This window comes from Actinoplanes subtropicus (genome assembly GCF_000721705.1).
Taxonomy (GTDB): domain Bacteria; phylum Actinomycetota; class Actinomycetes; order Mycobacteriales; family Micromonosporaceae; genus Actinoplanes; species Actinoplanes subtropicus.
The window spans coordinates 17223-37299 of the sequence record NZ_JOJL01000039.1; the positions used below are offsets into that span (position 1 = coordinate 17223).

Annotated in this window: 22 protein-coding genes; 8 read left to right on the plus strand and 14 right to left on the minus strand. The window is 72.0% G+C overall.

The annotated features are described in order from the left end of the window. Positions 1–32 precede the first annotated feature (32 nt). Positions 33–977 carry a phosphotransferase family protein gene (locus tag IH26_RS0141805; RefSeq protein WP_030441839.1) on the plus strand — a complete coding sequence of 315 codons (945 nt, stop codon included), beginning with the start codon at positions 33–35 and terminating at the stop codon, positions 975–977. Here the strand turns inward: IH26_RS0141805 and IH26_RS0141810 are convergent. Further along, the gene (locus IH26_RS0141810) at positions 960–1970 is read right to left on the minus strand and encodes a hypothetical protein (protein ID WP_051809475.1); all 1011 of its coding nucleotides are present in this window, start codon (positions 1968–1970) and stop codon (positions 960–962) included. The genes IH26_RS0141805 and IH26_RS0141810 overlap by 18 nt on opposite strands. 120 nt (positions 1971–2090) lie before the next feature. On the opposite strand from IH26_RS0141810, the gene IH26_RS0141815 reads away from it, so the two are divergent. After that, positions 2091–4886 carry a M36 family metallopeptidase gene (locus IH26_RS0141815; protein WP_030441841.1) on the plus strand — a complete coding sequence of 932 codons (2796 nt, stop codon included), beginning with the start codon at positions 2091–2093 and terminating at the stop codon, positions 4884–4886. A 39-nt stretch (positions 4887–4925) separates the two neighbouring features. Here the strand turns inward: IH26_RS0141815 and IH26_RS0141820 are convergent, their stop codons facing one another. Then, on the minus strand, positions 4926–5555 hold the full coding sequence (locus tag IH26_RS0141820) for a TMEM175 family protein (protein WP_030441842.1): 630 nt from the start codon (positions 5553–5555) through the stop codon (positions 4926–4928). Between the two features lie 84 nt (positions 5556–5639). On the opposite strand from IH26_RS0141820, the gene IH26_RS0141825 reads away from it, so the two are divergent. The 3 genes from IH26_RS0141825 to IH26_RS0141835 are packed head-to-tail and all read left to right on the plus strand — an operon-like array spanning position 5640 to position 7284. Continuing rightward, positions 5640–6269, plus strand: a complete 630-nt coding sequence (locus tag IH26_RS0141825) for a class I SAM-dependent DNA methyltransferase (protein ID WP_245665920.1) — start codon at positions 5640–5642, stop codon at positions 6267–6269. Next, complete coding sequence (locus IH26_RS0141830; RefSeq protein ID WP_157437648.1) at positions 6266–6685, plus strand: DUF6924 domain-containing protein; 420 nt, start codon at positions 6266–6268, stop codon at positions 6683–6685. The genes IH26_RS0141825 and IH26_RS0141830 overlap by 4 nt, the downstream gene beginning before the upstream one ends. Further along, positions 6682–7284 carry a hypothetical protein gene (locus tag IH26_RS0141835; protein WP_211268858.1) on the plus strand — a complete coding sequence of 201 codons (603 nt, stop codon included), beginning with the start codon at positions 6682–6684 and terminating at the stop codon, positions 7282–7284. Before IH26_RS0141830 ends, IH26_RS0141835 begins: the two co-directional genes overlap by 4 nt. A gap of 152 nt (positions 7285–7436) precedes the next feature. On the opposite strand, the gene IH26_RS64325 is transcribed toward IH26_RS0141835, so the two are convergent. Next, positions 7437–7616, minus strand: a complete 180-nt coding sequence (locus tag IH26_RS64325) for a VOC family protein (RefSeq protein ID WP_169789902.1) — start codon at positions 7614–7616, stop codon at positions 7437–7439. Beyond that, positions 7613–8431, minus strand: a complete 819-nt coding sequence (locus tag IH26_RS0141840) for a class I SAM-dependent methyltransferase (RefSeq protein ID WP_030441846.1) — start codon at positions 8429–8431, stop codon at positions 7613–7615. The genes IH26_RS64325 and IH26_RS0141840 overlap by 4 nt, the downstream gene beginning before the upstream one ends. A gap of 68 nt (positions 8432–8499) precedes the next feature. Here IH26_RS0141840 and IH26_RS0141845 point away from each other — a divergent pair, with 68 nt between their 5' ends. Continuing rightward, complete coding sequence (locus IH26_RS0141845; RefSeq protein ID WP_030441847.1) at positions 8500–9087, plus strand: TetR/AcrR family transcriptional regulator; 588 nt, start codon at positions 8500–8502, stop codon at positions 9085–9087. Positions 9088–9121: 34 nt separating this feature from the next. Here the strand turns inward: IH26_RS0141845 and IH26_RS0141850 are convergent, their stop codons facing one another. Both IH26_RS0141850 and IH26_RS0141855 read right to left on the minus strand, forming a co-directional pair. Further along, positions 9122–9676 carry a SigE family RNA polymerase sigma factor gene (locus IH26_RS0141850; RefSeq protein WP_084599563.1) on the minus strand — a complete coding sequence of 185 codons (555 nt, stop codon included), beginning with the start codon at positions 9674–9676 and terminating at the stop codon, positions 9122–9124. Further along, on the minus strand, positions 9673–10251 hold the full coding sequence (locus IH26_RS0141855) for a permease-like cell division protein FtsX (RefSeq protein ID WP_030441849.1): 579 nt from the start codon (positions 10249–10251) through the stop codon (positions 9673–9675). The genes IH26_RS0141850 and IH26_RS0141855 overlap by 4 nt, the downstream gene beginning before the upstream one ends. 125 nt (positions 10252–10376) lie before the next feature. Here IH26_RS0141855 and IH26_RS0141860 point away from each other — a divergent pair, with 125 nt between their 5' ends. Continuing rightward, positions 10377–10829 (plus strand): DUF4265 domain-containing protein, encoded by a 453-nt coding sequence (locus tag IH26_RS0141860; RefSeq protein ID WP_169789898.1) that lies wholly within the window; start codon positions 10377–10379, stop codon positions 10827–10829. Here IH26_RS0141860 and IH26_RS0141865 read toward each other — a convergent pair. From IH26_RS0141865 to IH26_RS0141900, 8 genes are all read right to left on the minus strand, one after another. Continuing rightward, positions 10824–11963, minus strand: a complete 1140-nt coding sequence (locus IH26_RS0141865; RefSeq protein ID WP_030441851.1) for a DUF3500 domain-containing protein — start codon at positions 11961–11963, stop codon at positions 10824–10826. The two genes, IH26_RS0141860 and IH26_RS0141865, sit on opposite strands and share 6 nt — an antisense overlap. A gap of 9 nt (positions 11964–11972) precedes the next feature. Continuing rightward, positions 11973–13709 carry a sensor histidine kinase gene (locus tag IH26_RS0141870; RefSeq protein ID WP_030441852.1) on the minus strand — a complete coding sequence of 579 codons (1737 nt, stop codon included), beginning with the start codon at positions 13707–13709 and terminating at the stop codon, positions 11973–11975. Next, complete coding sequence (locus IH26_RS0141875; RefSeq protein WP_030441853.1) at positions 13706–14383, minus strand: response regulator transcription factor; 678 nt, start codon at positions 14381–14383, stop codon at positions 13706–13708. The genes IH26_RS0141870 and IH26_RS0141875 overlap by 4 nt, the downstream gene beginning before the upstream one ends. An 11-nt stretch (positions 14384–14394) precedes the next feature. Further along, positions 14395–15582 (minus strand): ABC transporter permease, encoded by a 1188-nt coding sequence (locus tag IH26_RS0141880; protein ID WP_030441854.1) that lies wholly within the window; start codon positions 15580–15582, stop codon positions 14395–14397. An 85-nt stretch (positions 15583–15667) separates the two neighbouring features. Then, complete coding sequence (locus IH26_RS0141885) at positions 15668–16333, minus strand: ABC transporter ATP-binding protein (protein ID WP_030441855.1); 666 nt, start codon at positions 16331–16333, stop codon at positions 15668–15670. Next, positions 16330–17421: an efflux RND transporter periplasmic adaptor subunit gene (locus IH26_RS0141890; RefSeq protein ID WP_063763831.1), complete on the minus strand. Its 1092-nt coding sequence runs from the start codon at positions 17419–17421 to the stop codon at positions 16330–16332. Before IH26_RS0141890 ends, IH26_RS0141885 begins: the two co-directional genes overlap by 4 nt. Next, complete coding sequence (locus IH26_RS0141895; RefSeq protein ID WP_245665921.1) at positions 17418–17984, minus strand: hypothetical protein; 567 nt, start codon at positions 17982–17984, stop codon at positions 17418–17420. The genes IH26_RS0141890 and IH26_RS0141895 overlap by 4 nt, the downstream gene beginning before the upstream one ends. Before the next feature lie 25 nt (positions 17985–18009). Beyond that, positions 18010–18792 (minus strand): COG4705 family protein, encoded by a 783-nt coding sequence (locus IH26_RS0141900; protein ID WP_051809477.1) that lies wholly within the window; start codon positions 18790–18792, stop codon positions 18010–18012. Between the two features lie 90 nt (positions 18793–18882). Between IH26_RS0141900 and IH26_RS0141910 the strand changes: the two genes are divergently transcribed. Continuing rightward, positions 18883–19818, plus strand: a complete 936-nt coding sequence (locus IH26_RS0141910) for an alkaline phosphatase family protein (RefSeq protein ID WP_084599565.1) — start codon at positions 18883–18885, stop codon at positions 19816–19818. Positions 19819–20077 lie beyond the last annotated feature (259 nt).

Here is a 20077-nt window from a genome sequence, read left to right on the forward strand (position 1 = left end):
GCCGCGGGTCCCCGACGCATAGCGTCGCGCTCATGGCCGACGGCGACTGGAGGGATGGCGGGTTCCGGGAGCGGCGGCCCTCCGCGGAGACCCTCGCGTGGGTTGCGGCGTCGATGGGTCGGGGCAGTCGCGTCGTCGGCTACCGCCGGCTGACCGGGGGCGTCTGTTCCGCCGTGAATCGGCTGACCGTCGAACAACGTGGGCGGCGGACGTTCGTCGTACTGCGGCAGTACCCGGCTGGGCTCGGCCTGCAGCGGAGTTTGGCGCGGGAGATCGCCAACCTTGGGGTGGTGGCGGGAAGTGGGCTCCCGGCGCCGAGCGTCCTGGCTGCCGATGTTGCTGGTGCTGCGACCGGGGGCGCGCCATCGTTGCTGATGACGCGGTTGCCGGGGCATGTCGACCTCAGTCCGGTGGAACCGCGGTCGTGGCTGACGAGGATCGCGGAGACTGCGGTACTGCTGCATTCCCTCGATCTGCCGGCGAAGACGTTCAGGCCGTGGACGGATTCTTGGATCGCTCCTCGGGACGGGTTCCGGGTGCCGGCCGGCGCACAGAAGCCGGCGGTGTGGAAGGCGGCGTTCGGTGTCATGGCGGCGCCGCCGCCGAAGGACACTGCTGTCTTTCTGCACGGCGATTTCCTGCCGGTCAACCTGCTGTGGTCGTACGGGAGGATTACCGGGCTGACCGACTGGAACTCGATCCATCGGGGGTCGCGCGCGATTGACGTCGGGCACTGTCGGCGATACTTGGCGGCGCTCTACTCCCCCGACTGGTCGGAGCAGCTCGGGTCGCTCTATGAATCGATCGCCGGGGTGACTCTCGATCCGTGGTGGGACCTGTATGCCCTGCTGCACTATGACGACGGCGGGGCGAGGTGGATCCGTGGGCAGGTCGCCGGGCGCCGGCCCGTCGACGTGCCCGGCATGACTTCCCGGGTCGAGGCCGCTGTCGAGGCAGCGTTAGGGCGTCTCGGATAGGTGTTCCGGTGCCGGGGTCGGGTGGGCCGCGGCGGCGGCGAGGGCGCAGAGGACGAGGACGGCCACCGCGAAGACGCAGTTGCCGGCGAAGGCCAGCGGGTCGTTGTCGTGTTTGAACGCGGTCACGGAGAAGGCGGCCGCCGCATACGTCACGACCGCGCCCGTGGCGAGCGCGACCCGGTGCCGCCCGTTCCATCCGGCGTGCCGGGCGAGCCGGGCGACCACCAGCGCGGCGGTGGCGGCGATCGCGAGGACGGCGGCCACGCCGGGCCAGCCGGCCGGCAGCACGAAGTAGCCGCCGGAGACCACGAACGTGGCCACCGCGGCCACCCACGGACGCGGCACCCAGCCGGCCGACCGGACCGGGGCCACCCACGGGCGCGGCAGCGAGCCGGCCGAGCGGGCCGGGGACGGCCGCGGGAGCCGGAGCGCGACGGCGACCAGCATCGCCGCGACGAGCAGGACGCCGGCGGCTTGGGTCCATGACGTCTTGTACTGGCCGTTGTCGATGCTGAAGGACCGGATCAGCAGCCCGCCGAGGACGTAGATCACGGCGGTGACGGCGAGCCCGGCCCGGCCGAGCCAGGGCGTCGCGCGGTGGCGGCGGGCGAGCGACTCGGTCAGCACGATCGGGATCGTGATGCTCCAGACGGCGTGGTTGATCACGAACTGCAGCCCGTAGAAGGCGCTGAAGCCCAGCACCGGGACGCGGGCGGCGGCGTAGTCGACCCCCTCGTAGGAGAGCGCGAACAGGGAGCCGTCGAAGATGCCCGGCTCCAGCACGCCGTACGCCAGACCGAGCACGAGGATCGCCGGCCAGCCCCGGCCGGTGCGCCGGGCGATCTCGCGGATCAGCAGGGCGCCGCCGCCGTACATCGGGGCCAGGAACGGAATCGCGGCGAGGTCGCGGATCGTGAGGTTGCCCAGAAGGTACTCACCGATCAGCGGCGCGAGCAGGGCGAGGCCGAGGGCGGCCAGGATACGGGTACGCATCACTGGAGCGTCGCCGCCTGGCCCCTCCCGCCGCGACGGCCATTGGTCTAGCGCCCATAGACCAAAGTAGACGCCGACGGACCGGTTGATACGTGTCGATCGTTTTGCCAGTCTGTCCGGATGAGAAAGCATCTCAGACGTACCCTCGCCGGAGGCGTGGCGCTGGCCGTCGGCATCGTTCCGGCCGCGATCACCGCCGCCCCCGCCACGGCCGCGCCACACCCGGCGCCCCCGACGGCGGCCACCGCAGCCCCCGACAACTACGACGCCCGGAACGATCCGGCGCTCGCCGTCCGGGCCGCCGCGCTCGCCGCCCGGCCCACCGTCCGCACGCTGCGCTCCCAGCTGGGCGACCAGGGCATCGTCGACCTCGACCCGCTGACCGGCACGCCCCGGCAGGTGGCCCGGCTGGACGGCTTCCTCACCGGCCCGTCCCGCAAGCCCGCCGTCGTGGTCGCCCGGGATTATCTCAAGGCGCACGCCGACCTGTTCGGCGTGGACCCGGCGACGCTGCGGCTGCGCCGCGACTACGTGGACATCGACGGCACGCACCACCTGAGCTTCCTGCAGCGGGTCGGCGACGTGCCGGTCTTCGGCAACGGCATCCGGGCCGACGTGGCGAAGAACGGCGCGCTGATCCAGATGACCGGCTCGCCGGTGCGGCAGGTGCCCGCCTCCCTGGGCAGCGCCCGGATGACCGGCGCGCAGGCCCTGGACACCGCTCGCAGGGACGCCCGGGAGACCCGCCCGACCACCCGGGACAAGGCCGAGCTGGTCGCCTTCCCGACCGCGGGCGGCCTGCGTCTCGGCTACCAGACCCTGACCATGCAGACCGGTTACCTGCACGTCGTGGACGCGCAGACCGGGCGCGTGCTCTACCGGCAGAGCCTCACCCAGCACGACGCCGGGCCGGACGCGCTGGTCTGGGACAACTACCCGGGCGCGCCGGCCGGCGGCAAGCAGCGCCGGGTCTCGCTGTCGAAGTGGGTCACGCCGTACGCGACGAACCTCACCGGCAACTCGTCGCACGTGTTCTCCGACCTGAACGACGACAACATCGCCAACCCGGGCGAAGAGGTGGGCCGGAGCTCGCCGGGCCACTTCACGTACCCGCTGAAGAAGTTCACCGGCGACCTGTGCACGGCCCAGTTCCAGTGCACGTGGGACCCGTTCAAGGCGTTCTCCTGGCAGGACAACCGGGCGATGGACGCCGTACAGCTGCTGTATTTCACCTCCGTCTTCCACGACCACCTGCAGGCCGCGCCGATCGGCTTCACCCGGGCCGCCGGTAACTTCGAGACCCGCGACGGCGACCCCGTCCAGGTGAACGACCTCGACGGGGCGAACACCGACAACGGCTTCCCGGACGCGAACCACGTCGACAACGCGAACATGTCGACCCCGCCGGACGGCACCTCGCCGACGATGCAGATGTACCTGCAGCCGGCCCCGAACACGCCGACCGCGGACGACCCGTACGTGCCCTCGGATGTCGGCAACGAGGCGTCCTCGGTCTACCACGAGTACACCCACGGCCTGTCCAACCGCCTCGTGGTGGACGCGGCCGGGGTCTCCACGCTGAACGGGCCGCAGTCGGGGGCGATGGGTGAGGCGTGGAGCGACTGGTACGCCTACGACTACCTGCAGAGCGCCGGGCTGGAGAAGGACACCGCCAAGCCGGGCGAGCTGGTCATCTTCGAGTATTCGACGGCCGGCGCGAACACCATCCGGACCCAGCCACTGGACTGCCCGGTCGGCGCCTCGGCGACGGTCTGCCCCGGCACGCCGACCGCGGGGCCGGGCGGTTACACGTACGGTGACTTCGGGAAGATCTCCCGGCGCGGCCCGGAAGTGCACGCGGACGGTGAGATCTGGGCGGAGACGCTCTGGGATCTGCGCACCGCGCTCGGCTACAAGCTGGCCGAGTCGCTGGTCACCCGGGCGATGGAGTTGTCGCCGGCCGATCCGTCCTACTTGGACATGCGCAACTCGATCCTGATGGCCGACAAGGTGGTGGACGGCGGCCGGCACCAGAATGCCATCTGGAAGGTCTTCGCGCACCGCGGCATGGGCTTCTTCGCCGCGGCGGCGGACGGCTCGGACACCGCGCCGGTCGAGGACTTCTCGCTGCCGCCCGCGCCGCACTCGCCGAAGAGCTCGATCGCCGGCACGGTCACCGACCGCGGCACCGGTAAGCCGGCCGCGGGCGTCGCGATCACCTTCGGCGGCCACGCCTCCGGATTCGCGGGCTCCTACGCCGCGGTCACCGACAGCAAGGGCAAATACCAGATCAACGACATCTTCCCGGGTACGTATCAAAGAGTCGCCGCCGGCGGGGCCGGGTTCGAGAGCCAGATCCAGACGGTCACCGTGACCCGGAAACCGGCCACGGTCGACTGGTCGGTCCGCCGCGACTGGGCCGCGTCCCTGGGCGGCGCCCAGATCGCCGCGTTCAACGGCGACGACAACACCGGCTTCGGCTGCGGCCCGGGCCAGGCGATCGACATGTCGCAGGGCACCGGCTGGAGCTCCGACGCGGTGCTCACCAGTGGCACGGCGATCGAGCCCCGGTTCGTCACCGTCCAGCTGCCGGTCGCGGTCAACCTGAGCTCGATCGAGATCAACCCGACCGGCAACTGCGGCGACGACCCGAGCTCCTCGGCCGGCGACTACCGGGTGGAGACCTCACCGGACGGCGCCGCGTGGACCGTGGCGGCGAGCGGCCACTTCGGCACCGCCAATCGCGACCGGATGAACCCGGTGGCGCTCTCCGCCGGCACGGCCGGGGTGAAGTTCGTCCGCTACACGATCCTAGGCAGCCAGGTCGCCGACTCGGGCGGCACCTGCCCGAGCCAGCTCAGCGGCTGCGGCTTCGTCGACACCGTCGAGATCGGGGCGTACGGCGCTCCGGCCTGACACCACGGGCCTCGCCGGGTCACTCCGGCGGGGCCCGGCTCACCCGGCCGCGGCGTTCTCCCGGGCCTCGAGAACGCGCACCACGCGGTCGATGCGGCGGTCCGGGACGACCCAGAGCACCACGACCGCGCCGTAGCAGACCATCGCGATGATCGCGCCGAGGTGGCCGCCCCGATCGATCAGCAGCGCGGCCAGGACGCCGGCCAGGTTGACCGCGGCCGACACCTTGCCCTTCACGTCCGAGCCGACCGCCTCGCGCAGCGGCGAGTCCGCACCCTGCTGCCGGATGATGACCGTCTGCAGCACGACGTACGCCAGGCCAGCGGCCAGCAGGTTCACCCCGTACACCAGCACCGGGGTTTGCGCGAAGCGCGTCTGTTCGACCCAGCTGGTGGTGAACGGGAAGAGCGACAGGCAGAACAACAGCCCGAGGTTGGCCCAGAGCACGCCGCCGCCGATCCGATGCACCAGATGGAACATGTGGTGGTGGTTGTTCCAGTAGATGCCGACGTAGAGAAAGCTCAGCAGGTACGTGAGCAGCCCGGCCCCGCTGCCGCGCACCAGGGCGGCGAGGTCGTCGCCGTCCGGCGGCCGCAACTCCAGCACCATGATCGTGATGATGATGGCCAGCACGCCATCGCTGAAGGCCTCCAGCCGGCTGGTCCGCATCGCGCCCGCCCTCCCGTTCGCCAAGCCCGTCGCTGAGCTAGACCGGACAGCGCGCCGTTTTGTGACCGGATAGGGTCGCCGATCGTGGCCAGCGCTTACGACGACTTCGCCGAGACGTACTCGGAAATGTTCCGGGACTCGCTGCGGGACAGGCCGCTCGACCGCGCGATCCTGAACGCCTTCGCCGAGGTCGCCCGGACCGCCGGGGACGGCCGGGTCGCCGACGTGGGGTGCGGGCCCGGGCACATCACCGCGTACCTGCGCGATCTGGGGCTGACCGCGTTCGGCGTCGACGCCTCGCCCACGATGATCGAGCTGGCCCGGCGGACCTGTCCGGGCCTGCGCTTCGACGTGGGCTCGATGGCCGCGCTGGAGATCGCCGACGGCACGCTGGGCGGGGTGCTCTCCCGCTGGTCGATCATCCACACCCCGCCGCCGGAGGTGCCCGCGATCCTGAAGGAGTTCCGCCGGGTGCTGGCGCCCGGCGGCCACCTGCTGATCTGCTTCTCGGCGACCGACGGTCCGGCCCCTCCGACGCAGGTCTTCGACCACACCGTCGCGCCGGCCCACCGGTGGTGGCCCGACCACCTGGCCGGGCTGCTGCGCGACTGCGGGCTGACCGAGGTGGCCCGGCTGGTGCGCGAACCCGAGCCCACCGACAAACGCCAATTCCAGGAGGTTCAGCTGCTGGCCCGGCTACCATCACCGGCGTGAATGAGCAGATGTGGCACCTCGCCTCCGGAACGTCGCTCGTCATCCGCGCCGATTTCGCCCACCCGGAGGCCTGGGAGCGGCTCCGATCGGCGATCGCCGAGCCGTCGCCCTGGGACGGGTTCGTGGCCTACGTCGAGGTCGTCGACGACCCGGCGGACGAGGGGCTCACGGCCGCCCGGCTGGTCGAGACGGCGCCGCCCGGGACGGACCAGAGCTTCGCCTTCCTCGTCGACACCGTGACGCTGACCCATCCGGACCAGCCGGTCCTGGTGGTCAACCTCCGCGACGGCGATACGTTCCGCGTCGTTCCACCGGAGATGTGGTCGGTGCAGAACAACCTCTCGATCTCGAACATGGATTGGGCGGAGTTCGCGGGGAGTGTCGACGACGACGGCGTCTTCCGCGGCTTCGCGTGACCATGCGGATCCTCGGTGACAGCAGCGAGGAGGAGATGGTCGCCTGCTTCCTCCTCGGCGAGCTGACCAGCGCGCGGTTCGGTGCCGGGACCCGGCGTGCGCTGGCCGGGGCCGGGCGATCCGAGCACCTGCTGACCGAGGCGGACCTGACCGACCCGGCCGCCAACCGGGCCCGGCGTTCCGTGCTGGCGGCCACCCGCGGGTACGGCGAGAACCGGGACGTGTTCGAGGACTTCCCCGGCCGGGTCCGGTGGGTCCGGGCGGTGCTGACGCCGGGTGAGCTGGCCCGGGTGCGGTACATCGAGTATTCGTACTGGAACGAGCTGTCCGGCGGCAGCCGGCTGCCGGGCGACGCGGCCGATCGCATCCGGGCCGGGGTACGGGTCTTCGACGTGCCGAACGACAGGTTCCTCGCGGCGGAGCGCGCCGTCCGGCAGGGGGAGCGCTTCCGGCCGCTCATCCTGGCCGGGCCGAAGCCGGAAGCGCTCGTCTGCCTGGAGGGACATCTCCGATTGACCGGGTACGCGCTGGCGGGGTTCCCGGTCGAGGTGGAGTGCCTGGTGGGGACGGATCCGGCGCTGGACCGCTGGGCACAGTGATGCTCCGATGCTCGTCCGATGGTATCGACGCTCCACGACAACCTCGATGCGACGGATCAGCGGCCAAGGAACAGACGGCCAGCCTGCCATGCCGTGCCCGGCGGCGACGAGGAATTCGGTACGGCTCGGGCTCGGCCGACGTGGCGAGCGGCTCAGGCGATGAGCGTCGTCTTCGGGCGCAGGATGCAGAACTCGTTGCCTTCGGGGTCGGCGAGCACGGTCCAGCTCTCCGCGCCGGTCTGGCCGATGTCGATGCGGCGGGCGCCGAGCGCGATGATGCGCTCGATCTCGGCCTCGCGGTCGTCCGGGCCGGGGTTGAGTCGAGGTGTCAGTCACCTGTCCGGATCGCGGTGAGACCCCAGGTGGCGTACGGCAGCGTGACGGTGCCGCCCAGCCGGTCGACCGCCGCGCCCACCGCCGTCAGCACGTCCGCCACCCGGTCCGGCGGCAGGCTGGTGAGCCCGCCCGAGGTGGACACCAGGTCCAGGAGTTCGTCGCGGGGGTACGAGCGCTCCCAGTCGTAGCGCCACAACTCGGGCTCGCCGAACCCGCCCGCCTCGCGGATCCCGTCCGCGGCCCGGGCGTACAGTGCCTGGTACCCGTCCAGGATCGAGCCCGCCGATCGACCGGCGGCGGTGAACGGCGAGTCGGGCGCCACCCGCCGGTACGCCGCGGCGAGGGCCTCCGCCACGGCGGGCGGCAACTCGTACACGTGCCCGAACGGTGCCAGCACGCCACCCGGGCGCAGGACCGCCGCGGCCTTCGACGCGCCGGCGACCGGGTCGACCCAGTGCCAGGCGGTGCCGGAGACGACCGCGTCGAAGGTGCGCCCGGCCGGGTCCCAGTCCTCGAAGGTCGCCACCTCCACCCGCAGGCCGGTTCCCCGCGCGAAGCCGGCCATCCGCGGGTCGGCCTCGACGCCGAGCACCGTGCGGCCGGCGGCCCGGAACTGGCGAGCCTCGATGCCGGTGCCGCAGCCGACATCCAGGAAGTCGGCGCCCGGGCCGGCGGCGACGATCCGCTCGATCATGGCGTCGGGGTACGGGGGCCGGTTCCGGTCGTACCGTTCCGGGTCGACCCCGAACGACTCGGCCATCCGACGATGCAGGTGCGGTTCCGGCGCGGGCGAGGGCGGTAGAGTGACCATGCGCCCACTCTAGTGGGCGCCCGCCCACTACAGCAATCATGCCTGCTCAGGCAGGGAGAGGACGCCCCTTGCCGACCGGCACAGCGCTGCGCGACCCCCGCCAGCAACTCCTCGACGCCGCCGTGCGGGTGCTGATCCGCGACGGCGTGACCGGCCTGACCAGCCGCGCGGTCACCGCCGAGGCGGGCGTCGCCAAGGGAGTCCTGCATCGTCACTTCGCCGACTTCGACGCCTTCCTCGCCGAGCTGGTGCTGGACCGCATCGCCCTGGTCGAGGCCCAGGCGATCGCCCTGCGGGAGGCGGCCGGGAGCGGCACCGTCGCCGGCAACCTGACCGGCGCCCTGATGACGCTCTTCGAGCCGGTCATGGTGGCGATCGTGGTCCTCGTCATCGCCCGCGACGAGCTCCGTACGCGGCTGCGCGCCGCCGGCACCGCCCGGTTCCCGCTCGTCGGCGAGGGCACCGCCATGATCGCCGGCTACCTGACGGCCGAGCGCGACCGTGGCCGGATCGCGGCCGGCGCCGACGTCGCCACGCTCGCGCCGACCCTGATCGGCGCCGCGCAGCTGCTGTTCACCGAGCGGAACAGCAGCCCGCCGGAGCCCGCAGCCGTCCGCAACGTCGTGACCACCGTCCTGGCCGGCGCCATGCCATAACCGTTCGACGGTCAGGAAGGAGACCGGCGCCCGGTCAATCGGCGAGAAAATCCTCGCCGAGGAGCTTTCGGAGGCGTCCGAGTGCCCGGGCGTTGCGCATCTTGACGACCGAGGCGGAGACCCCGAGGATCGCCGCCACGGTGTCGACGCTGTGGTCCTCGGCGTGGCGCAGCACCAGGACCGCCCGGTCCCCGACGGGCAGCAGCGCCAACGCGTCCACCAGCGCCATCCGCAACTCCGGCGCGGAGGTGGCCCCGGCCGGCCGGTCCGGAAGGTCGGCCAGCACGATCTCGGAGCCGCTGCGGCGCCGCTGCTGGTCGAAGACGGCGTTCATCAGGACCCGGCGGCTGTACGCCTCGAGGTTCGTGCCGGCGCGGATCCGCCGCCACGCCACGTACATCTTGGCGAGGGTGTGCTGGGTCAGGTCCTGGGCGAGGTGCCAGTCCCGGCACATCAGGAAGGCGCTGCGGCGCAGCCGGGTGCTGACCGATTCCACGAAAGCGGTGAACTCCTCGTCGCGGGCGATGCGCGCGCGGCGGCCGGTCGCGGGTGTCTCGCCGGATCGCGATGGCATCTTGGTGTCGGTCACTGAAGCCCTCCGACCGGGGCACTCGCCGGGCACCGATGGCCGACGACCCCGTCGACGCCGGCCATCGTCGCGTACCGGGCGCGGAAGGCGGTGTACTGCGCGGGCGCGACCAGTCGCACGCGGAACGACTCGGCGATGTGGTCGGCGGTGACGAGGTCGACGACATGCGGATCATCGGCCCAGAGCTGTTGGAATCGCTCATAGGCGGTCCCGTGTCCGGCGATGACCAGACTCCGTACCCGCGGATCGGCGCTGAGTCCGGCCAGGATCGCCACTCGCTGCGGGTCGGATATGCCCGTCTTGAGGAAGATGGCCACATCGGTGGCGTCCTGCTCGACCGGGCGCACCGTGCACGAGGAGGCCACCGCCGGCCGGTCCGTGGCGGGGTGACCGGGCAGCAGGCTCAGGCCGGCGACGACGCCGATCACCAAGACCAGGCCGGTCGCGACCCGCTGATTGCGGCGGCGGCGCAGCCGGACACCCTCGACGATGGCGGCGCGCGCCAGGTAGCCGGGCGCGACGCCGGGGTCGTCGTCGACCGCCCGATCGAAATGGTCTCGCAGGTGCCGTTCCACGGTCCGCTCCTCGCCGCTCCGTTTGTCCTCTGCCGGTATGACTGGGTGGACACCCGATTCGGTCACCGGAGGATGCCATGGCGGCGACGGCGGATCATCCACGGCCGCCCGGTGAGGGACTGGTCATGGTGCGGTTCCACCTGGTGCGCGACCCGGACGGCCGGGCGCCGGTGGAGGGCTGGCCGCCACCGGTGGAGAGCGAGGGGCTGTGGGCCACGCCCGTCGGCGAGGGCCGTTACCGGGTCGAGAACACCCCATGGTTCGCCCAGACCGTGGCCACCTACAACGTCGTCGAGGCCGTGGAGCACGAAGGCGTCCGGTGGGTGATGCGCGGAATGGAGTGGTCCGGCCGCATGACCGTACGGGTGGCGCACCCCGACCCCGCCGCCGTGCTCGACGCGTTCGCCGATCTCGGGGTCGGCGGCGAGAGCGCCGCCCCGGCGTACGAAATAGCGGCCTTGGACATCCCGGCGGACGCGGACTTCCGCGCGATCCTCGCCCGGCTCCGCGCGGGCCGATCCGACGGCACCTGGGACTACGAGGAGGCCTGCGTCTCCACCGAGTGGCGCCGCCTATGACCCGTGGTGCCGCGCCCGGTGGGCGCGCAGCACGTCCAGGCCGAAGTCGCGGGACGGGTCGCGCCAGACCGAGTGGGCGTGATTGGCGCTGCGCTGGGTGTTGTCCCACTCGATCAGCAGGCTCGGGCCCTGCACCCGGTAGTAGTGCGGCGCCCCCGGCTCGGTCGGCCCCGCCCAGGCGAAGTGGACGCCGTCGAGCGCGGCGGCGTCGTAGGAAGGCGCGACCGCGGAAGGCACCCGGCCGAAGTACGTGCCCAGCAGGGCGCGCAGCAGCTCGCGCTGGTCGTCGTCGAGCTCGGCGCCCGCGATCCCCTTCGGCCGCGCCGTGTACTCCAACGCCCGGTGGTCGGCCTCCCCGTAGCCGGCGGCCGCGTCGATCGCGTCGCTCGCCGCCTGCAGCTTGGCCTGTTCGACCGGGTCGGGGAAGCGCTCGTCCCGCCAGATGCCGGACAGCGGGATGACCCGATCACCCGGCGCGACGGTGGTGCGGTTGGCGGTGACCAGGTCGGACGGCGCCTTCGCGGACAGGATCGCCCGCCCGGCCGGCGCCGGGGCCAGCGACCGGACCAGCTCGCGGGCCAGGTCCTCGACCCGGGCGAGCGGCCGGTGGACCGCGCCGCCCAGCAGCTCGGAGGCGGCCGGGTCGGCGCCCAGGAAGCACGGCGTGGTCGCGACCAGCTCGCCGTCGACGATCAGGTTGTTCAGCGAGACGTGGTGACCGCCGAAGCGCCAGCCCCAGGTGCCGTCGCCGCCGGGGTCGCCGAAGACGCGCAGGTAGTACAGGCCCGGGTCGCGGCCGCGCTCCCGGTCGAAGCGGGTCACGAAGCCCTCGGCGTGGTCGAGAATGTTCTCGAGCCCCATGGTGATGGCGACCGTGACGAAGCCGGGGCGGGACAGGCCGGTGGCGACCAGCCGCATCGCCGCGCGCTGCTGGGCGGGCCGCTGCTGGTGCGCGGTCAGTCCACCGTGGTCGGTCGGCGTGTAGAACCAGCGCCGCCGCTCGGCGTCGGTCGCCGCGTCGGACGGTGGATGACCGATCGCGATCGTACGCTGTTCCGCGGTCAGCATGCCCAGCCACGACCGGGCCGCCTCGGCCATCTGGGCGGCGACCTGCCGCCGGGGCGCATCGCTCATGGGTCAAATCTAGGACGGCAGCCGGACCGTGCAGGTGGTGCCCACGCCGAGCGTGCTGGTGACGGTGATGTCGCCGCCGTGGGCGCGGGCCAGCTGGCGGGCGATCGCCAGTCCCAGCCCGCTGCCGCCGGTCGTCCGGCTACGGGACGGGTCGGCGCGCCAGAAACGGTCGAACACCTTCGGCAGATCGTCGGGGGCGATGCCGATGCCCGTATCGCGCACGGTGATGACCGCCTCGCCACGGTCGACGGTGCCGCTCACGGTCACCGAGCCGCCGGGCGGCGTGTAACGGACCGCGTTGGCCACCAGATTGCCGATCAGCTGGCGGAGGCGTACGGGATCGGCATTGATCTTGCATGAGTAGGCGGAAACGCTCAGGGTGAGTCCCTCGGTCGTGTGCGCGGCCGCCACCTGCGCGAGCGCCTCACGCAGGTCGATCGCCTTCGGGTGCAGGCGGAGCGTGCCCGCGTCGGCGGCGGCCAGGTCGGCCAGGTCGGCGACGACGTGCTGGAGGATCACGGTCTCGTCGTGCAGCAGGGCCAGGAACTGCGCGTCCGGCGGGGCGAGGCCGTCCTGCGCCGCCTCCAGCCAGCTGCGCACGTTCGTGAGCGGATTGCGCAGCTCGTGCGCGATGTCGCTGACCATCGCCCGGCGCTGCGCCATGGCCTGGTTGAGCGCGGTCGCCAGATAGCCGATCTCGTCGCGGGTGGTGACCGGCGCCGGAGTCTGCAGGGCGGCGCTCTCGGTCAGCGCGCGCAGCGGACCCACCAGGCGCCGCCCGAGCAGCACCGTGACCAGAATCGTCACCAGCAGGACGCCGCCGGCCACCGCGCCGATCCGGACGACGTTGCCGCGCGACAGGTTGAACGTCGTGCCGGCCAGGCCGGTGCCCGGATCGGTCACGAACAGCAAAGCCGGAGGCGCCGTGTACGGCTCCAGCTGCGCCCGCCGGGACTGGTCGAGACACGACTGCACCTGGCCGGCCCCGCGCGCGTGCAGCGACCCGTCGATCGCCGCGAACAGGGGCGGGTTCGCGTCCCAATCGACGTGGATCGCGATGTCGGACGGGTTCGGCTGGCCGAGACAGGTCGCCATCAACTTCGCGAGCCCGCGCAGCGCCTTCTCCTCCGTGGGCGTGTTCGAGCCCTGGACGTGGGCTTCGCAGGCGCTCAGCACACCCTTGGGGTCGCCGCCCGGCGCGACCACCGGCGTCGGCCGGCCGCTCGGCGAGTCGACGATCCGGCCCTCGACCCCGGCGTAGCCGAGACACGTGAGCACGTCCTGGGCGACCTTGTGGACGAGCCGGGCCTCGTCCGCGGTGATCCGATACGGGCCGACCACCCGGCCGTCGATGGTCGCCGTGCCGCCGGTCACCCCGAGGTCGAGCCGCAGCGGATCCACGGTGGCCGACGGGTCGGTCATGGCCGGCGGCGGCCCGGTCGCCGAGTCGGCGATCACCTGCCGCTGGGTGGTGGTCAGCGTGATCCGCCGGCCGAGTTCGCGGGCCCGGTCCCGCACCAGCGGCCCGGCACCGGACCAGTCGGGGTGCGTCGCCGCGTAGCCGACCAGCACCTCGTACAGCCCTTTCTCGTCGGCGAGCGAGCGGCCCTGTTCCTGCCGGATCGCCCGGGTCGCGGTCTGGGTGGCCAGCCAGGCGGTGGCGCCGACCGCCACGATCAGTACCCCGATCACGGTGAGCAGGAGCCGGGTGACCAGGCTGTGCCGCAGCGGGACGCGCCGGCTCACGAGCCGCCCAGCCGGTAGCCGGCGCCGTACACCGTACGCAGGTATTCCGGGTTTCGCGGATCGTCCTCGATCTTGCGGCGGAGGTTGAGCACGTGCACGTCGACGCTGCGCTCGGTCGAGCTGCGGTCCAGCCCGCGGGTGTGCGCGAGCAGCTGGGCGCGGGTGAACAGGCGGCCGGGCTCGCGGGCCATCGCGGCCAGGATGGCGAACTCCCCCGGCGTGCACTCGATCTCCCGCCCGTCCAGCGTGACCCGGTGATGCACCGGATCGACCTCGAGCCCGCCGACCACGAAGCCGGGCCGCGGCGTCGTCCGGCGCAGCAGCGTCCGCACCCGGGCGGTCAGCTCGCGCGGACTGTAGGGCTTGGTCAGATAGTCGTCCGCGCCCACCTCGAGCCCGGTCAGCAGGTCGTCCTCGCTCGCCCGGGCGGTCAGCATCAGGATCGGCACGTCCGACTCGGCGCGCAGCTTGCGGCACACCGAGAGCCCGTCCAGCCCCGGCATCATCACATCAAGAACAATCAGATCCGGTCTTCGGGTGCGGGCGAAGTGCAGCGCGCTGTCCCCGTCGTGCACCAGTTCCGCCGCGTACCCGGCCGCCTCCAGATACCGGCGCACCACTTCGGCCTGGCGCGGATCGTCCTCGGCCACGAGAACCCGTCGGGTGCTGGTCATCGGGGCGGCCCTCACACGCTGGCGAGTGCTTCGGCCGGGTGCAGCCGGGCGGCCCGGATCGCCGGGTAGACGCCGGCCAGCACGCCGATCGCCAGCGCGCCGGTGAGCCCGCCGGCCGTCGACCGGCCCGGAATCACCAGCGGCCAGGCCTGCCAGGCACAATAGGCGGCCGTCGCCAGCACCCCGCCGAGCACGCCGGCCGCGCCGCCGAGCACGGACAGCACGATCGACTCGGTGAGGAACTGGACACGGACCTGTCCCCGGTTCGCGCCCAGCGCCCGGCGCAGGCCGATCTCGCGGCGGCGTTCCAGCACCGAGATGTACATCGTGTTGGCCACCCCGATCCCGCCGACCAGCAGCGCTATCCCGGCCAGCCCGAGGAACAGCGCGCCGAAGGTCTGCTCGACCGCCCGCTTGGCGCCGAGCGCGTCGGACGGGCGGCTGACCAGCACGTCGCCGGGATGCTCGGGATCGACGGTCGCGGCCAGCACGCCGCGGACCGCCTCCACCTGGTCGTCGGTGGTCTGCAGGTAGATGCGGGTCGGGTGACCGCCGAAGCGCAACCACTTGCCGGCCGCGTCCCAGCCGATCAGAACCGATCGGTCGAGGTCGGGCGAGAGCGGCACCGGATCGAGGATACCGATCACCGTGAACCACTGCCGGCCGATGTATACCTGCGGCGCCTTTTCTCTGGGGTCGAGACCGGCAAAGCCCAGCCGCTGGGCGGCGACCGAGCCGAGCACGACGGTCGGGAACCGCTCGACGGCCGCGTCCAGGAAGCGGCCGTCCCGGACCCGGCCGTTGATCGCCCGCAGCAGGTTGTCCTTGGCGGCCAGCACGGCGAGCGCGTTGAAGTCGCCGGCTCCGGTGCGATCGGAGCGGGCCACCGTCTGGCCGAAGTCGGCCACCGCGCTGGCCACGGTGACCGGGGCGATCCGGGCGACCATGTCGACCGACTCGGCCGGCAGCACAGCCGGCGGGTCGCGGTCGGGCACCGGCGCGGCCTGCAGCCGGTTGGTGCCGAGCGCGGCCAGTTGCCGGTCCAGGGCCAGCCGGCTGGAGGCGGGGATGCCGGTGACCACGACCAGGGTGGCGATGCCGATCGCGATGCCCACCGCCGAGAGGGCGGCCCGGGCCTTCCGGGTACGGACGCCGAGCAGTCCCAGCCCGATCAGGTCGCCGGGCGCGATCCGGGTCATGCTGAGCCCTCCTTGGGCATGCCCTTCTGGCCCTCGCCTGCGACGCCGTCCGCACGTCGCTCTGGGTGCCGCTCGGTGCGGGCGGTCATGCCGCACCGAGCCGGCCGTCGCGCAGGTGGACCTGCCGGGGGATCCGGGCGGCGATGTCCCGGTCGTGGGTGATCAGGGCGATCGTGGTGCCGGCCCGGTTGAGCTCGGTGAGCAGGTCGAGCACGGCGGCGCCGTTGGCCGCGTCCAGGGCGCCGGTCGGCTCGTCGGCCAGGACCAGGGCAGGGCGGTTCACCAGAGCGCGGGCGATCGCGACGCGCTGGCGTTCACCGCCGGACATCTGCATCGGAACGTGACCGGAACGATCGGCCAGCCCGACCCGGTCCAGCGCCTCCCTCGCCCGGGCGTGTCGATCACGGCGACGCACGCCCGCGTAGAGCAGCGCCGTCGCCACATTCTCGATCGCGGTCAGCCCATCGATCAGATGGAACTGCTGGAAGACGAAACCGATCCGCTCGCCGCGCAGGCGGGACAGCGCTTTATCGGACATTTCCGTGATTTCGCTTCCGGCGATCGCGACCGATCCGTGCGTCGGCCGATCGAGAGTGCCCATGATGTTCAGCAGAGTGGACTTGCCCGATCCCGATGGGCCGAGAATCGCCACGAACTCCCCATCATCGATCCGCAGTGATACCTCGTTCAGCGCGGTGACTCCCCCGGCGTACACCATGGAAGCCTTCTTGATCTCCAGAACCGGCGTCACGAGGTCGTCACCACGCTCGCACCCTCGGCCAGCCCCGTGCCGGTGACCTGGACCATGCCGTCGGCGAACAGCCCGACCTTGACGGCGGTCAGCGCCCCGCCCGCGACCTGCACGCCGTAGCCGCCGCCGCTGAGCGCGAGCAGCGCACCGACCGGCACCGCCAGCACGTGCCGCACGGTCGTCCCGGTGAACCGCACCTCCACGTCCGCCGAGGTCAGCCCGTCGAGCGCGGCCGGCTTGTCGACCGCCACCACGACCCGGACCTTCGGCGTGTCGCCGTCCTTCTTCACGTCGGTGCTGACCGAGTCGACGGTTCCGCTCGTGACCGTGCTGTCCGGCAGCGTGATGCGCACCTTCTGACCGGATCGGACGTCATCCGCGCGAGTCGCATCGATCTCGACCGAAACCGCCTTGGTCTGATCGCTGACCGCCATCACGTCCCCGGCCGCGTCGTCGCCGAGCTTGGCGGTGGCCGCGCCGATCCGCACCTGCCCGGGCAGCACCAGGGCGTCGCCGAGCTTCAGCACGCCGCCGGCCGGCTGGATCCGCCGGTCCTGCTGCCAGCGCTGCACGGCCGCCTTGAGCGCGTCGGTGAACACGGCGTCGTCGGCGGTGATCCGCACCTTCGCGTCACCGGTGCCGACCGTCGTGCCGGGCGCCGGCTGCGCGCCGATCCGGTAGCCCAGCGCGCGCAGGTTGTCGGCGAGCACCCGGACGTCCCGCCCGACCAGCCCGACCGTGCCGAGGTCGCGGAACATCGGCGTCGACCCGTAGAACAGTGTCACCGGCCGGTCGTTCACCCGGTACAGGGTGCCACCGCGGGCGACCACGCTGCCGGCCCTGGGCAGCCAGGTCACCACGCCGGCCGCCGCGCCGCGCAGGGTGCGCTGCTTGCGATAGCCGACCGTGCCGGTCTCCGACCAGAAGTCGCTGAGGTCGGTTCTAATCACTTTGGTGGTCGCGACGCTCGCCGAGGCGCTGGGCGCGGGGTGCACATTCCGATCGGCGAGCGCCCGGTGCGCATAGAGCCCGCCGCCCGTGACCACCACCAAACCGATCAAACCCAGAGCGATGTGGGTACGGGTCATTTCTTCGTGAACGCCTGGATCTCGCAGTCCCGCTGGATCTGCACCGCGGCGTCGGACCGCACCTTGCGGAAGTTGGCGTCGGTGTCCGGTCGTACGAAGAGGCCTTGCTGGCCGGGCACGGCCTGCAGCGGCAGCCCCTTGGCCTGCACGCACTGCTGCTCGTTGCGCAACTGGTCGTAGTAGGCCGGGTTCTGCTGCGGGTCGAGCTCCGGCGGGTTCAGCGGCTCCCGGTCCGCGCACGCGTCCACGGCGGGTTGATACTTCTTCGGATTCAGTTTGTAGGTGAGCGACGGGCCGCCGTCGTAGTTGCCGCGCTTGGTCGAGGGCACACCGTGCGCCGTCCAGCAGCCGTAGTAGGCGGCGTACGCCCGATCGATCTGTTCCTGGGTGGCGCCGAGCGGAAGCTGCCGGTCGGCCGTCGGGTCACTCGGGCTCGGCTTGGCCGCCCCCGCCGCCGAGGTTCCGGGGATCGCCGCCACCTGCGGCCCGCTCGCTTTCGAGCCGCCGCAACCGCCGGTCATCAGCACGGCGGCCAGGCACAGAATCGCTTTCCGATGGGTCATGCCCGAAGACGATGACCGGCGATTGTCAGGAAGCTGTTAGTTCGATCGTTTTGGGTCGCAGCGCCAGGTAGCCGACGAGCACGACGATCACGACGGCCCACGCGACGGTCACCGGCCCGGTCCCCCAGCCCAGCCCGTGCCGCGCCACCGGCACGCCCATCCAGTCGGCGAACGACGCGCCGAGCGGCCGGGTGATCACGTACGCGGTCCAGAACGCCGCCACCGCGTTCAGCAAGCGCGCCCGGAACGCCAGCGCCGGCACCACGATCGCGGCCGCGAAGACGAACCCGGAGACCAGATAGCCCCACCCGAAAGTGGTCGCGGTCAGGTCACCGGCCGCCGTGCCGAGCGCGAAAGTGACCAGAACGGTCGCCCAGTAGAAGAATTCCGGCCGCCCACGGGTGACGGTATGGATCGAAAGTGTGCGCTCGCTGACGTACCAGACGCTCAGCACCACGACCAGCGCCACCGCGAAGAACGACGTCGAGACCGTGTACGGGATACCGAGCCCCACGTGCAGCACGTCGGCCGCCATCGTCCCGAACACGCTGACCATCACGACCGCGAACCAATAGAGACCGGTCGAGTACGAACGGGCCCGCATCTGCACGAACAGCGCCCCGGCCAGCACCAGCCCCGCCGCCCCGACCGCCACCTCGGGCGCGATCGTCCGGGCCAGGTAGTCCGACGCGGTCTCCCCCATCCCGGTGGTCAGCACCTTGATGATCCAGAACAGGGCGGTCACCGGCGGCACCTTCACCGCGAGCGCCGCCGGGTCGAGTGGCCGGGTCCGTTCGTAGACAGTCACGACGGGACAGGCTCTCGGCCGGGACCTGAAAAACCGCTGAAGAGGGACTTTCACCGGACTTTCAGGGGTACGGCGGTAGCGTCCGGCCGCATGAGGTCGCGAACCGCCGCCGTCGCCCTGTTGTCCGTAGCCGTCCTCGCCGGGGCGTGCCAGCAGAGCCCGCCCGGGCCGCCCGAGCCGACCGCGTCGGTCAGCGTCTCCCCGCCGGCCCCCGACCCCGGCCGCAAGGTCATGGTCATCGCCGAGGAGAACCACGGGTACGGCCAGATCATCGGCGACCCGCACGCCCCGTACCTCAACAGACTCGCCACCGACGACGGCACCGCGACCGCCTACGACGCCGGATATCCGGCGCGCTGCCCGTCGCTGGCCGCCTACCTCCTGCTGACCAGCGGCAGCACCGCCGGCATCTGCGACGACCGCGACCCGAAGGCCCACCCGCTGCCCAGCGACAACATCTTCCACCAGGTCAGCGCCTCCGGCCGGCAGTGGCGGGACTACGCCGAGTCCGCCCCCGGGACCTGCATCCGGAAAAGCAAGGGCAACTATCTCGTACGCCACGTGCCCGCCACCTACTTCCTGACCGCCCGGGCCGACTGCGCCCACTGGAGCGTCCCGCTCGGCACCCCCACGGCCGGCGCCCTGCACGACGACGTGGCGGCCGGCGCCCTGCCCGCGTACGCCTTCGTCAGCCCGAACGCCTGCGACGACATGCACGGCGCCGACGGCTGCCCCGCCGACCTGATCCGCACCGGCGACCGCTGGCTGGAGTCCTGGCTCCCCCGGATCACGTCCGGCCCGGACTACCGGGCCGGCCGGCTCACGGTCATCATCACCTGGGACGAGGGCACCTCCACCAGCAACCACATCCCGACGATCGTGGTCGCCCCTACGGTCAAGCACGTCAGCACGGGCCAGGCGCTGACGCACTGCTCGACGCTGCGCTTCACGGAGGAGCGCCTGCACCTGCCCCTACTCGGCTGCGCGGCGACGGCGACGTCGCTGGGGACCGCCTTCGGCATCTGAGCCGCAGATCTCCATCCCGGACCAGACAGCCACCAGGCCAGCCTAGCCAGCGGTCGGACGCGCCTCGTAACGCTGCGCCGACCACCTCGTGCCATGCTCACCGCGGGTCTTGCGGTCGGCGGGCTGGGTCGCGTACGGGAAAGTGGGTTTGAAGGCTTTTGGGCGGTTGGTCCAGGAGGATCGCGGGCTGGATCACTCCCGATTCGCTACCGGAAAGCTCATGTCGGCGGGGCGGCGGCCGAATGGCGGGGGCGACCGA